We start from the raw sequence: 14,532 nt of genomic DNA on the forward strand, positions 1-14,532 counted from the left end.
CAGCGATTTAAATCTTAGTGCAGCAGAAACGCGTTGAGAGACCATCCGGTATCCGTCGTCTCGACGAAGCTCGATGCGTTTTTGAAGAACTTCTTCACCTGCGAATATGGCGGCCACTTATTGGCATTCGGCCGTTCGATTTCTTCCTGCTCATCGTCTTCGAACAAACGACGAATGACCGACGCGAGCACCGAGTCACTGTCCTTGAGTTCCCCTCGACGCCGCAACTCGTACTTCGCTTGCAACGATTCTCGGAGCCGCACGATGCGTTGAATCGCAGGCTTCTCCCCACCAAATTCCTTGGTCGTTTTGAGCAGCTCCTTGATCTCATCTTGTTCGTTCAAGCCGTCGCCTGCCCCCGATCCGATTCGCTCAGCGACTTCGATCAAAAAGTCAACGTGGCTGGAAAACATTAAATAAGGCGTGGTCGAGCCGGGGCCTTTGCCGACCATCGCGATCGCCCATGTATCGAGCAGTGGCGGCTGTTTCTCTTCCATATCGTCCTCGCCGCCGAAATCGTCAAAAAAGACTTCTTCCTCGATTTCACCTTCGCCACGTTGGACTTTCCAGATATCGACACCCTTTACCGACTCGACCAGCTGAACGTCGGGTTCGACCTCCATCGCCTTGGCGATCGCGTTGGCGATCACGTCTTGGTCGATCACTTCGATCGCGACCAGCAAACGCTCCGAATCGACGGTGATCGGTTCGGTATTGTCCGTGAGCAGCAACAGGTGCTCGCCGAGATTCGGCATCACGTTTTTCTCGATATCGATTTGTGGTCCTTCTTCGTCGTCACGAATCCCAGCAATAGTCGGTCGAAAGATCTTGTCGTTAAAGGCTTCGTTGACGAGCGACTCCAAAGCCCAGAACGCTTCTTCCATTTTCCAATTCATTTGCGTGACTGTCGCGGTGGTTTTGGGGATCCAACCAGGCAACTCCTGCAAGTTTCCGTTGGGAAACTGCAGCACTCGGGCGGCCAAGCGATACCGATCCGGAAGATCCGTCACCGGGGGTGCGTGCACGTATCCGCGATGCAACAGATCAAATTCGTCCTGGCGAACAACAACGGTCCCTCCCATCGCCTCTATCGCGTCGAAGCCTTGATTCTCAAGCAAATTGAGAATCTTCACTTTGTTACCCCGATCGACTTTGGCAACATCCCGCAAGATGCGGCCCATCGAAAGCGGCCTCACGTACCACTGAAATGTGGAACCCGGCTTCTTCACCTCAATTCGATCGCTAACTTGCTCGGCAACCGCCTTGAATAACGGAGCCTCCTCGACGGGTTCGGCGAGTCCTCCGTTAGGAATCGCCTCAAGCATGTCGATCACGACCGTGTCTCGGTTGGAGGCGATGATACGGTCTTCGGTCACCGCGATGACGACCTGTTCGATCTTTAGCTGGCCGGGGCGGGTTTTCGGCTGGTAAACCCGAATCGTTTCACCGAACTTCTCAACATCGGTGCGCGTTGCCCCGTCCGCTTTCAAATCTTGATCAATCCGATCGACGACGCTGATCGCTTGCTGATGATTGCCACGAATATCCGCGACCACGCACAAACACGAAGGTCGACGCCGATCATTCTCAAATGGCAACCAAGCGACGACGACTTCCCCAGACGCAATCTCGTAGAATTCTTTCGGTCGTACACCGATCTTGTCGCCCACGTTGCTCCACAGCGCGCCGTCGGCACCCAGATTGGCCTCGATCAGAGGTCGCATTAAGTCATCTTCGCCCAGCTCGTGCAGCGTCGTTTCCTGCCAAGACGCAGCTAAGACCGGCATGTTGGCGACCCAGGCGACTCCCGCCGCATCGGCAGGCAATAACCGCAATCCACTGACGTAACCGTTGGCTACGGCGTTTTGCGGCCGTCCACCGAGTACTGTCGCGACGACGAACAGCGAAAAGAACAGAAGATGGAGATGATTCGATTGAAAACGATGGATCACGTTGGATTCCGCGAAAGATTGTTTTGGGGGGAATTCGAGGACTATGCATGGTATCTCACGCATATTACCAGCGAAATGGTGCCAGCCAACCGCCAGCCACAACAAGTGGAAAACACCCCTCCCGCAGAGGTAAGACACCCGTTCAGGCTCATGCAAAAAGACGAGTACGGCAACAATCGTTACCGCCTCGTCTTAAATGGTTCACAGAGAACAACGATTCAGCGATGTGCTGACGTTTTCGTCTAGAACAAGAAAATGGTGTCGATCCCAAACGTCGTTTGCTGATCGTCGTCGTTTTCCAAAATGCCTGTCGCAACACCATCGACCCAGTCCCAGCGGACTTCAGGTCGGACCAACACGTTGGCGTGTGGTTTGAAGTTAGCACCTAGGGTGCACGCATAAATGTCGACCTCATTGTCAAACACGCCTGAGGCTTGATACCACTCGAAGCGTGAACCGAGAGCCAAGCAATCGCTCACCGTATAGATCAGATAATTGTTCATCCCGATCGTATCGCGGAGAACATTGCCCGCTGCGTTTTTGGTGCGAAGGTAGTCCGATTGGCCGATGTACTGGATCTTGTCCGTGACCGTCACGTCAGACACGATCGAGTGCATGTATCCACGTTCGCTCTGACCACCGTCCGGGAAAGCTTTACTGAAACGACCCGCGGTCGTGGCGTACGTGACGGTGTAGTTATCCGTCAATGACACCGTCGCTCCGCCCAAGAACGAGTCGCCGTTGTCTTCAAAACCACTGTCCCAACCAAGCGTGTAACCACCGTAAGCCGTGATGTCATCACAGGCTTCATAAGTGAACAGCGCCCCCGTATGGGTAAACGGCTCGCTGTTGTACATCGTGTAGGCGTGGCTGTAGAAGAAGTTGTCTGGTGCCGCGACGACTTCATAACCGATCAGGGTGAAAAAGTGACCAAACTTCACCGACAGGTCGCCATAGCCGATCTCGCCGTAGACCTGTGGCAACGCATGGCCGTAGCCATTGTCCGTCGAACCGTGGTCCCAATCGTTGTCCCAGTGGTCGTTATTGATACCGAATGCCTGGGTATCCTGAGCATCGGTACCGTAGACGTAATCAATACGTCCACCGAAATCGAACCCTGAGCTCGTGTCGATGGCTTTTTCGGCATACAACCAAGCTTGATGCAATTGGTACTCATCAGGACGATTGTTAAAAAGTGGCACAGCCTTGGTGTGATACCCAAACTGAGTCCAACCGCCGACGGTAATGCCGTGAGCTTCGCCGAAGAGCGAGAACGGCTCGCCGAGGTCGCACTGACAACCGTTGAGCAAGAAACCACCGGCTTCGTCGCAGCCACAACTTTCATCAGTACAGTAACCGCCCATGTCGCAATCGCATGGCGATTCGCAACCACAGTCGCTTTCGTAGACTGGCGATGCGTCACATTCAGAACCGCCTCCGCAGAAACCGACCTGCTGGATTTGTCCAGCATTCTGGCTCGTCTGCTGATAAATCGCGTCGGAGACAAAGGTATCCTGAGCTGTTGCCATTGTCGCCGTGGGGCCGACTGAACCCCAGGTCGCAGCGGCAATCCCGCAAATAGCCAACAATAATTTAGATCGTTTAGATTTCATCTTTAGTGGATCCTTCCCCCGATGGTGCCCTTGATTTCAACGGTCTACTTCCATCCCGCCCACTCTGTCTCGCTGTCGTCCGTGAACAGCGGTTTGAGGGTCGTCCACCCTACAAAATAAGGCGACTGAGTGATGCAAGTCCCTAAATCAAGGCGTTAAGTTCACAACAGTCGTATCGGCCCGCATAATCGTCAAAATTAAGACCATCGGCACGAAAAGACCTCTCAGAACGCAATCCGACGGCCAGAAAGTTAACCTGTTCCGATTACGGGGCTTTTAACTCAGCTTGTTTGTGAATTTTCGTCGCGACCACCCCCGACGCGGCCAGAGAAATCTAAATTCTCAGCTGATCGCGGCTTCTCAGAACGAGGCGATGTTCAGCCCTCTAAACCCAATTCGTCGAGAATCTCTCGCACGAGGTCCACTTCGATCTGGCGATGCCCCTCACCGTCCGGATTGAGCAAGATCCCAAGTTCATCGTCGAGATAGTCCAGCAAAGTGCGGCCATCGACCCAAAAACCGCTCACCTCCGACTCCTCCTCAAACAGATCGCTTCGCGATTCGACAAACCGGCTGGCGTGTTTTTGGCTGGAAAACGCGACCAAATAATCGCGTCCCCCGCTCGTCGCGGTCAGCGCGCCCAAAACGTCGTCCGACTCTGCTTCCTCCGCCAAGTGAATCAATACGAATTGGCTCTCAACAAGCTGCTGCGTAATCGATGCGACGTCATGGCGCAAAATCGCTTCACGAAAGCTCTGACCGTTCAGCTCCGACTCGGCACCCATGAATGAACGTGACCCAAAAAGAGTATGGCAGGAGGCACTGCATCATCCATCGGGCAGCTACTGTTGACGGGAGAGGTCCGTTCCCACCGACCAAAAGTACTCACTTTCTCGAGTCGGCCCTGACAATATAACCAGTTTGGAGGAAATACAGAAGCAATGCATACCGTCGCGGCGCTACCACCCCCAATTTCCTGGCGATCGCGTCGAATCAATCGGCCCCAAAACGCTCCAAAACGGCTCATTCCATCCTCAAGATGGCGAGCCCGCAGCCCAAAACGCTGACCTCGAGCCCCCGGATCAGGTATTGGCTTCATCAGGTCAAACTGCCCGAACAACTGCTTCCGGCCCCCGCGGTACATCCGTAGCAGTGGTCAGCCAACGCAATCGGCCGCTCCACAAATTCGCTTAGCGATTCGATCGTCCACACTGTGGGCGACTCGATCGACAAATCCACCATCTGGTTGAAATCGCAATCGTAGATTCGGCCATCCCAACCGATCGAAATCAGCGACCGACACATCACTCCTTCGATAGCTGCGGGATTAAATGCGTCAGCCAACATTTTGAGGTAATCGTCAAAGACTCCTCGCTTGCGGAGATACTGAGCGTAACGCCGGATCGGAATGTTCGTGATCGCGAGCAACGAATCGAATTCAATCGCGTACCGATTTCGAAGCTCGCGTCGATAATCGACCTCCAATGCGTCCTGAGCCGGTGGTAGATGCGGACCGGTGGGGTTGTAAACGAGGTCCAACCGAAGCCGACCATCGGTTTTTCCGGGAACGGCATACCCGAGTTCATTGAGCCGGCGCAACCCCTCGATGCTCCGCGTGAAAACCCCCTCACCTCGCTGTGAATCGACGTTGTCTTCCAAGTAACAAGGTAACGAGGCGATCACATCGATTCCGTTATCTGCCAAAAACGGGGCCACCCATTCGTAACCCGGCTCCGACAAGATCGTGAGATTGCATCGATCGATGACGCGAATCCCCGCATCACGAAACAATTTGGCCATCTCGCGAAAATGCGGATTCATTTCGGGGGCGCCACCCGTCAGATCGATGGTCTTCAAACTCGGCGTCTCCATGGCGAGTTCCATCACCCGCCGGGCTACGTCGGCAGACATGTTTTCGCGTCGCTTGGTGGGCCCCGCGTCCACGTGACAATGTGTGCAAGTTTGATTGCAGAGTTTGCCCAAATTGATCTGAAGTTCGCTCAACTCACGACGCAAAAAACGCTCCCCGTTCGCTCGAATCCGCTGCGAGAAAGGCGTGACGACGCCCGTGGGCGAGTCATTCTGAACAATCGGGAGCATCGAAGATTGCCTGTAAAAAACTAAGCGGAGAGATTCGAACCGACGTCGGTGCGATACGCCGCCATCGCCGGAACGATCCCGGCCAAGAGGCTCAGAAGGATCACAAACGGCAACAAGAGCCACTCAAACTGGCTCACCGAAAACAGCCCCACCTGGACACCGGTTTGCTGTTCGATAAACGTTCCTGCACCATAAATCGCGATGTGCGCGAGCAGCCATCCGGCCGCACCACCGATGATCGCGATGATCAAACTTTCAAACAGGATCACCCACGTGACGCTGCCACGCCGCGCCCCAAGAGCTCGCATGACGGCAATGTCCCGCCGACGATCATTCATCGAATTGTAGATCGCGACCAACACGCCAAATGCCGCGACCACGCAAGTAATCAACGTGATCACCAACAGCGCCGACAATAGGGGTCCGACGATCATGGACATCAATTTATTGATCTCGCCGATTGGTGCGGCGGCCTGAGCACGACCGCTCTCGTTGATCCGGTTCTGCATCCCTGGCGCAAACATCACGTTGCCGTTTCGAACCAGGATCGAAGTCACTTCGCGTTCGGGAATCATCAACAGCGGCGGACGTGGATCATCGGGGTCGCGTTCCGGAGGTACGATAATCGCATCATCTTCAATCGGTTTGGCGTGACCTTCGAGCAAATAAAAGCCTTCCAAATTAACAAACACCGCACGATCGTTTGGTGTCCCCGTTGGCGACATCACACCGACGATTTGGAACCCCTGACCGTGCCCTTTCCCTTCCGGATCTCCGTGGGTCGGATTCATCGTGTCGCCGACACCGAGCCCGGTTTGAGCCGCAACGCGAGACCCCAGCACACATTCGAAATATTGGTTCTCCGGGGTGAATGTTTTTAAGGCGCGGCCATCTTGGAATGTAAACGGTTGATCGACCTCCGGTCCGTGTCGCAACTTTTCAAAGAAGTCCGGTGTCGTTCCCACCACGCGGAACTCACCGAAATAGTCGCCCAACGCCAACGGGATCGCATACCCGCCGGCAACAAATCCCGCGTAGACTCCGTCTCGCTCCCCGAGTGCTGGATCGCCACCATATTCACGCACCATCCGGGCTCGTTCCTCGGCGGGAAAGAACTCCATGAATTCGGTGTATGGCAAATTCTCGATCGGTTGGCTGAGGTAGTACACGCTGTTGAGCGTCAACTGCAACGCACTCCCACGCGGACCAACGACGAGGTTGTATCCCACCGCCGCATTGCGGACGAAGGCTTCACTGACGATGCCATAGATCGCCATCACCAGCACGACCAATCCGACCCCGAGCATCAGGGACAACGTGGTCAAGAAACTAGACAGCGCGCGATAACGAAAGTTTCGCCACGCGATAAACAGGAGATTCATTCGGTCAGACCTGTTTCAGAGCGGGAATGTGGTTGATGTCTTCGAGTCGGTCGATTCGTTCAAACCGACCCGCTACTTCCATACTGTGTGTCACCATTAACAACGCGATCGATTCATCGCGACAGGAATCGATGATCAGATTCAGCACCAAATCGGCGCTGGCGGGATCAACGTTCGCAGTCGGTTCATCGGCGAGCAACAACTTCGGCCGCCCAGCCAGCGAGCGGGCGATCGCGACCCGCTGCTGCTGACCAACGGATAACTGTTTGGGGCGGTAGTTCGCCCGATCCGCCAATCCCACTCGGTCGAGCAAGTCCATCGCGCGAGCATGGTCGACTCGCCCATTGCCGAACGACATGCCGAGCTTGACGTTCTCCAGTGCGGAAAACGCCGGCAGCAGATTAAAGGTTTGAAAAACGTAGCCGATGGTCGCCGCTCGAAACCGATCGCGTCCCTGTTCGCTGAGCCGCGTCAGCTCAATATTGTCGATCCGGATCGATCCCGACGTGGCCGCCAACATCCCAGCGATCAGATGCAACAGCGTCGTTTTGCCGCCACCACTTTCTCCGATCAACGCGACCTGTTCGCCGTTCGCGATTTCGAACCGGGGGACGTCGAGCACGGTCAGCTCCCCGCCACCGGGCTGCTGAAACTTTTTGATGAGGTTCGCGATCGTCAACATAGACGGGAATCCTTGCTAATTGGCATCTTGATAGGCAAGCGAAGAAACGGCGAGCCCGTGAAATGGGGCCGGGCTGTTGGATTTCCCGGCCGATAAGAATCATCCACGCCGTATCGCTCGTTGAAGTCCGCGATCGGCATCGCGTTTCTTGATCGTCTCGCGTTTATCGTGCAGTTTCTTACCTTTGACCAACCCCATCACGCACTTGGCGATGCCGCGGTCATTGAAATAGACCCGCAAAGGAATCAACGTGAGCCCTCGTTCGAACGCTAGACCGGCGAACTTGTTGAATTCTTTCTGATGGACGAGGAGTTTGCGGGGACGGCGGGGGTCATGATTCCACAACCCGGCGTTGGAGTATTGTGCGAGGTCAGCGCCCACCAGCCACAACTCGCCGCTCGTGACGCGAATGTGCGCTTCATCGAGCGACAATTTGCCTTCGCGCATCGATTTCACTTCGCTGCCGGTTAGCATCATGCCACACTCGATCGAATCCAAAATCTCGTAGCGGAATTTCGCTTTGCGATTCTCCGCGACCGGCGTGGTCGACGGTGCCGCCGACTTAGCGGATTTCGAGCCCTTGCCACTTTTTTTGGCTTTCGTATCGGCTTCCTTGCGGCCGGCGGCCGTCAGGGTGGTTTTGTGCGATCTGGTTTTTGACTTCGACATGGCAGGCATTGTATCGCGAAGACAGGAATGGGAAGCAGTGGGGGCGGCAATGGTGAGATTTTGGTCTCGTGTCTACAATGGGTTCGCAGCCGATCCCGAACACTCGGGAACTGACTCCGCAACCTGCGTCCTCCGCAAAATTTTCTCTCGTTTGAACTGATTGATCCGATGGCTTTTCGATTGCCCGTTGTTTCCGCCCCCGAAATGCCCGAAGGCACCTCCGTGAGCGCCACCGGGCGTCTACCGCGATGGCTGAAACGGCCGATCCCGAAATCGAATTCAAACCATCTGACGGATCATTTGATGGATGAACTCGGGCTCGAAACAGTCTGCGAAAACGCCAAATGCCCCAACCGCATGGAGTGTTACAGCCAACAAACGGCAACATTCATGATTCTGGGAAATGTCTGTACGCGGCCCTGCGGATTTTGTGCGGTCCATCGTGGACGCCCCCCCGAAGCTCCGGCTGCCGATGAACCAGATCGAATCGCCCAAGCGGCCGAAAAGCTGGGACTCAAACATGTCGTGATCACGTCGGTCACCCGCGATGACCTACCCGATGGCGGGGCCGATCACTTCTACCGCTGCGTTGTCGCGGTGCGGGAACGGACCGGGGCGACAACAGAGGTGCTGACCCCCGATTTCGTCCATTGCAAAGAAGCGTTGGGTCGGGTCATCGAAGCCCGCCCCGATGTTTTCAATCACAATATGGAAACCGTGCCACGACTCTACCGCCGCGTCCGCGGACCCAAGAGCGACTACGCGTGGACGCTGCAAATGATGCGTGAGGTCAAAAAATATGACTCGCGCGTCAAAACCAAGAGCGGACTGATGCTTGGTCTCGGTGAAGAACGCGGCGAACTACTCGACGCCCTGTCGGACCTACGTGACCACGGCGTCGATTTCCTGACACTCGGCCAGTACCTCCAACCGGGCGAAAAATATTTGCCCGTCGTGCGTTACGTTCCACCAGAAGAATTCGACGAACTCGCCGACCTGGCTCGCCAGATCGGATTCACCAAAGTCGCCGCGGGCCCCTTCGTACGCAGCAGTTACCACGCCCGCGATATGGCGGAAACGGAAGTCGAAGGGACACCAGCCGGAAACGGGATCTGAACCGGTGCGAACGCGCGGGCGGTGCGGACGCATGCTAGCAGTCCCATCCGCCGGCAAATGGCTTCACCGAAATGCGGGCAGACGCCTTTGTGATTCGAATCTGATTCGGTGATCCGTCTCAGACTGGGTGATCCGAATTGGGCGTTCAAACAGGCGATTTCGAGTTGGGCGATACGCGAAAAACCGTGCCAAAGACGCCTCGCGTCATCGCTCGGGTTACAATCGGTGCTGTTCTTACAGCTCCTGAGCGCGTTCTCATCGTCCACGCCTTCCACACCCATTTTCTCGCCGACATGCCGTCATCCGATGAACGACCGCGAGCGGCACTGCCGTGGATCATCGGACTGATTTTGATCGGGGCCGCCGCCCTCAATCCGCTCGACTTCATCACCAGTGCGTCCGAGTACGATCGAGCGACCAGCTCCACGGGCGTCCAAACACTGCTGAAACTCGTTTTGGCCGGAGCGGCGTCGCTGATCGGTGCCGCCGGACTGCTACTGAGCCCGCTCACCCGAAGATTGCTCAACAGCGTACCGGGCGCGGGGCTCCTAGCCCTCGGCGGAGTGTTTTGTCTGACCAGTTTTTTTTCAGCTCCTTCGGTTCGGCTCATCGGCATCGCGTCCGCGCTGATCTACATGGGTTACTTACTTTTCATCACGACAGCACTCGCCACGCTGGGCGTAAAACGCGTGATGATTTGTTTGGTAGTTGGCACCTCGTTTTACCTGTTGTTCACTTGGGGGCTGCTCATCCTGATCCCCGAAAAAGGGATGTTCATCGAATACATCAGTGCCACCGATACGGTGACACGCATGGGAGGAACCGGACATCCAAACCTGATCGCAAAAGCCGCCGTCATGACCGGTTTGATGGGCCTCGCATTCATGACCGGCCGGTCCGACGATCCCGCGCCGCCCGACCTTTCTGAAGCGGGGCCTGAGCCTGGACAAGGGAAAGATCCACTGGCGGTCGCGACACTGGGACCGTGGTGGCGAATCATTTGGAGCGGTGTCGTGCTGGTCGCGGCCGCGACCACTCTGGCGACAATCAGCCGAACGGCCATTCTCGCTGGCATCGCTGCGGCCGGCATGATGTTGATCAACCGCATCTACGGTCGCGGAGGACTCGTGATCGCGATCACTTCAGTTGCCTCCCTTTCGCTCCTCATTGTGGCCGTTTCACTTTGGACGGGTGAAGGCCCATTCTCGGAGTCCGCAGTCAGCGTGGTCACCAAAAGCGGTGACGTCGAAGAACTCACCTCACTAACCGGGCGAACTGTCATTTGGAAAGAAGCGATCGGTTTGATCGCGGAGAGACCGTTAACGGGATGGGGCCTCGATAGTGCCGCAACGATCATGAGCCGCGAAGCCACCGGGACTCACAACCTGCTGTTGCATGTTTCGTTTTCAGCGGGCCTGATCGCGGGCGGATTGATGTTCGGATTGTTGACGTGGTCGTTGCTATTCGGCGTCACATCGCAATATGAATGGATCCGCGGCGTGATGGTTTTCATTCTCATATCGGGTTTGGTCGAAGACACCATCTTGGAATCCTTCCCAACGATGTTGACGCTCCTGTGGATCGTCGGGCTGCTCGCCCCAATCTTGGCCTACCCGAGGAATCCTATTGAAGCTCTTTGATCGAACCCGGCCCGCGAACTTCGCTACCACGGCGTTTTTGCAGACTGTCACCCAGAGTTTCACGATACCGTTCAGCTTCCGCACTTAGCCGAGATGCGACCTCGGGGTGGCTGTCGATGACATTCACGCTCTCATTCGGGTCATTGTCGAGGTCGTAGAGTTCGAGCCCTGCATTGACCATCTGATAGCCGCTCGGCATCCCATTGGTACCACCGCTTTTTCCAGCGAGCGTGCGATAGCGATGAGGGAAAACGAGTTTGAATCGTTCGTTTCGGATCGTTTGCAATTGGCCACCCCCGTAATAACCAACCAGCGACCGATGCGGAGTCACTGCTCCCGGAGCACCGATCAACAGATCGACAATGGACTCACCGTCAATCTTCTTATCCGACAAGGGGACACCCACCAGTTGAGCGATTGTGGGCAGGATATCAATCGTCGAACAAAGGTGCTCGCAACTCGAACCGGCTGGCACGCGTCCGGGCCAGTGCATTAGCGTCGGTTCACGACAGCCACCCTCCCACATGGTTCCTTTGCCCTCACGCAGCCTACCCGTGCTGCCGGCATGATCGCCATACGATAGCCATGGCCCGTTATCGCTCGTGAAGATCACCAGTGTATTGTCGGCATGATGACTTCGCTCGATCGCACTCAAGATTTCGCCGACAGACCAATCCACTTCCATCATCACGTCGCCAAACAAACCCGCGCCACTCTTGCCGGCAAATCGCTCGGAAACATATAGCGGCACATGAACCATCGGATGTGGAAGGTACAAGAAAAACGGCTCTTCTCGATCGGTATCCTCAATGAACTGCACGCTCCGCCGCGTGAGTTCGACGGTCATCTGTTCTTGATCCGAAGGCTGAACATCCGCATTCACGATTTCAACTTGCGAGCCAGCCTTGGCCTGCATGATCGGCAGCGGCGGCCAATTCCCTGGGTCATTCGGATCTTTTAAACGCCTGCGGATCGTGTCGGGATGCAACGGCCACATGTCGTTGCTATACGGAATGCCGTAAAACTCATCGAACCCTTGGTGGTGCGGCAGGAACGGTTCCAAGTGCCCTAAATGCCACTTTCCGAAACAAGCCGTCCGATACCCTGCTGCTTTGCATATCTCGGCGATCGTCGTTTCCTCAGGAGCCAGACCGATACGAGATTTGGGACCGAGTGCACCCGAAATACCAACGCGGCGGTGATAACAACCCGTTAAGAGTGCCGACCGGGACGCTGAACAAACGGCCGACGATACGACGAAATCCGTAAAGCGGCGACCTTCATCTGCCATGCGATCAAGATTCGGCGTCGGGTACTCCGATGCTCCGAATGGGCCGATATCTCCATATCCCATGTCGTCCATGAATATCAAAACGATACTCGGACGTGCCCCCGAAACATCCTCAACAGAAACACCAGATGCTGCGGCCGCAAAACTCGAAAGCGGTCCAGCGCAGAGCAAGCTCGTAATGAAACGAATAATAAACTGATTGATTCGCGGCATGACCGATCCCATGAGTGACCTTGCGTGCCGAGTCCAATACAAAACGGCTCGGCGACGCTGCCACCATAATCAATTCAGAAGCAAACGTGTTGCTCCGGTCGCCCACGCATCCACGCCCTGCACAAATCCACGAATGACGACTGGTCCGTTCCAACTCTCAGGAAGCGGAATGACCGCCATCCCGCTTTCGCTGACATCGACCGGAAGAGACACCTGGCCGAGTGTGCATCCGTGAGGGTCATCGCGATCGTTTGTATCACCGCCGGATTCAATCGGCGGTGCAGCGGTGAGCGGCCGGTCAACGCACACCGTCAACGTACCCGCGATCGGACTCGTCACGCTCACACATACTTTGCGGCCCGCTGACTCCTGCTCATCGGTCTCACTCTCGGTACTTTCAACTGTCATCGTGAGTTCCTGAGGTCGCTGCAGTCGCAGCGTGGGGTCTCCGAGCAGTTGATATAAACCGGCATGCTCACGGCGTTCATCCGCCAGATTGCTGCCGGCCGGCGAAATCAATCCAGCCAACCCGTCCACCATCATCTGGGTCGTTGAAACGGGAGCGGCAGTACCCTGCGGAGCCCCACCCACGGCAGGATTTTTCTGTAGCCGATGAATCGCAGCGAGCATCGCATCACCAAGCCGTTCGGGCGAAGTCTCGTCACCAATCGGCTTGTATGCCGACTCGAGCAAACCGAGACCAAACCTCGCGTTCCCATAAGGCATCGTCAAACGGCTCGCCGCGATCACCGCGATCGGTCCGCCTTCGGCGAGCAGCATACGTTCTGACAAACAATCCCCGGGGGCATCATACGCGCCCGCATAACACGCCAACAACACAGCGATCGGCGATCGATGAGGATCACCTTCTAAATGGGCGGCGGTCTCGTTGTTGAGCAAAGACTCGACCTGCCATTCTTGGTCGCCGGTCTCGGGATTCCCGTTCGAAGGTTTTGTCGTCGGCTGTGACAAACCATTCGCATCCTCAGTCGAACGCGTCAGGAAATCGAGACGATCGACGCTGCCGTGCCCCGCATACACCCAAAACCTCGCGCCGCTGCGGTATCGCTGAATCACCGCCTCACCAAACGAACGACCCACCGGGCAAAACGCATGTCCGGGACTCGCATAAGCGATCTGAGGTTTAGCATCCGCCGGCAAAACACTCGTTAACACCGTTCGCGTCACCGATTCGATCGCGCCATCCACCAGTGCGCCAAAACCGCCCACGCCCGCCGTCAGTTGCAGACAACGGCGCCACGAGCCGAAATCAGGCGACGACTCATAAGAAACAATGCGACTGACCAAACCTGCCAACTGCTCCGGTGTAACCACCGGCAACCTACCGACGATGACATCCGAAATACCATCTCGATCGAAATCGGCGTATGGTAAATCAGTCGGATAAGTCGGAGTGGATCCGTATCCCGCGGTAACTTGGGAACGCAAATAGAATGTCGGAATTCGACTCAATTTACCTGAACCGGTTACGGTACCCGCTCCGCCTTGGGAACCGAATGAAGGTGCATCCCCGACTAGAACGACGTACTTCGTGTCGGGGCTACTGGTCTTCTGAATCGCTGCAGACATCCCATCGGTAGTCTGCTGTGGCTGACAAAATGCGAGCGTCAACCCTTCGGCCCGTCGAAGTGCACACCATGGTGCGAGTGCATCACGGTATTCATCGCCGCACACCACCACAACGTCTGCGGCCTGCGTCCATGTTGATAGCGCGAGCACGCAAACAACGCTGAATGATCGGACTAACGTCGACACGAATTGAACCCCATGACAACCGCTATTAAATACAAACCATCGGCTCATCCAACTTTCCTTCCGTGTAACCACATCTGTAATCCCTTTGTTTGCATGAC

At 55.9% G+C, this 14,532-nt stretch carries 11 protein-coding genes; 2 read left to right on the forward strand and 9 right to left on the reverse strand.

Going from position 1 to position 14,532, the window contains the following annotated elements; genetic code table 11:
* Positions 1-14: 14 nt before the first annotated feature.
* From NB063_RS20845 to smpB, 7 genes are all read right to left on the reverse strand, one after another.
* A complete protein-coding gene (locus tag NB063_RS20845) occupies positions 15-1,952 on the reverse strand; it encodes a membrane or secreted protein (protein WP_250930702.1) in 1,938 nt (645 codons plus the stop codon).
* 242 nt (positions 1,953-2,194) lie between these two features.
* Positions 2,195-3,565: a porin gene (locus tag NB063_RS20850; protein WP_250930703.1), complete on the reverse strand. Its 1,371-nt coding sequence runs from the start codon at positions 3,563-3,565 to the stop codon at positions 2,195-2,197.
* Between the two features lie 377 nt (positions 3,566-3,942).
* Entirely contained in the window at positions 3,943-4,350 is a 408-nt protein-coding gene (locus NB063_RS20855) for an SseB family protein (protein ID WP_250930704.1), read from the reverse strand.
* Between the two features lie 313 nt (positions 4,351-4,663).
* Positions 4,664-5,665 carry an arsenosugar biosynthesis radical SAM (seleno)protein ArsS gene (arsS, locus tag NB063_RS20860; RefSeq protein WP_250930705.1) on the reverse strand — a complete coding sequence of 334 codons (1,002 nt, stop codon included), beginning with the start codon at positions 5,663-5,665 and terminating at the stop codon, positions 4,664-4,666.
* Between the two features lie 20 nt (positions 5,666-5,685).
* Complete coding sequence (locus tag NB063_RS20865) at positions 5,686-7,047, reverse strand: ABC transporter permease (protein WP_250930706.1); 1,362 nt, start codon at positions 7,045-7,047, stop codon at positions 5,686-5,688.
* A 4-nt stretch (positions 7,048-7,051) separates the two neighbouring features.
* On the reverse strand, positions 7,052-7,729 hold the full coding sequence (locus tag NB063_RS20870) for an ABC transporter ATP-binding protein (protein WP_250930707.1): 678 nt from the start codon (positions 7,727-7,729) through the stop codon (positions 7,052-7,054).
* Positions 7,730-7,828: 99 nt separating this feature from the next.
* Positions 7,829-8,407 (reverse strand): SsrA-binding protein SmpB, encoded by a 579-nt coding sequence (gene smpB / locus NB063_RS20875; protein WP_322975262.1) that lies wholly within the window; start codon positions 8,405-8,407, stop codon positions 7,829-7,831.
* Between the two features lie 159 nt (positions 8,408-8,566).
* On the opposite strand from smpB, the gene lipA reads away from it, so the two are divergent.
* Positions 8,567-9,514, forward strand: coding sequence for a lipoyl synthase (gene lipA, locus NB063_RS20880; protein ID WP_250930709.1), 948 nt, complete (start codon positions 8,567-8,569; stop codon positions 9,512-9,514).
* A 293-nt stretch (positions 9,515-9,807) separates the two neighbouring features.
* Positions 9,808-11,154, forward strand: a complete 1,347-nt coding sequence (locus tag NB063_RS20885) for an O-antigen ligase family protein (RefSeq protein WP_250930710.1) — start codon at positions 9,808-9,810, stop codon at positions 11,152-11,154.
* Here NB063_RS20885 and NB063_RS20890 read toward each other — a convergent pair.
* Both NB063_RS20890 and NB063_RS20895 read right to left on the reverse strand, forming a co-directional pair.
* Positions 11,138-12,658: a sulfatase family protein gene (locus NB063_RS20890; RefSeq protein ID WP_250930711.1), complete on the reverse strand. Its 1,521-nt coding sequence runs from the start codon at positions 12,656-12,658 to the stop codon at positions 11,138-11,140. The genes NB063_RS20885 and NB063_RS20890 overlap by 17 nt on opposite strands.
* Before the next feature lie 69 nt (positions 12,659-12,727).
* A complete protein-coding gene (locus NB063_RS20895) occupies positions 12,728-14,482 on the reverse strand; it encodes a C25 family cysteine peptidase (protein WP_250930712.1) in 1,755 nt (584 codons plus the stop codon).
* Between the last annotated feature and the right edge of the window lie 50 nt (positions 14,483-14,532).

Origin of the sequence: Aporhodopirellula aestuarii (genome assembly GCF_023701485.1) — a bacterium.
Classification (GTDB): Bacteria; Planctomycetota; Planctomycetia; order Pirellulales; family Pirellulaceae; genus Rhodopirellula; species Rhodopirellula aestuarii.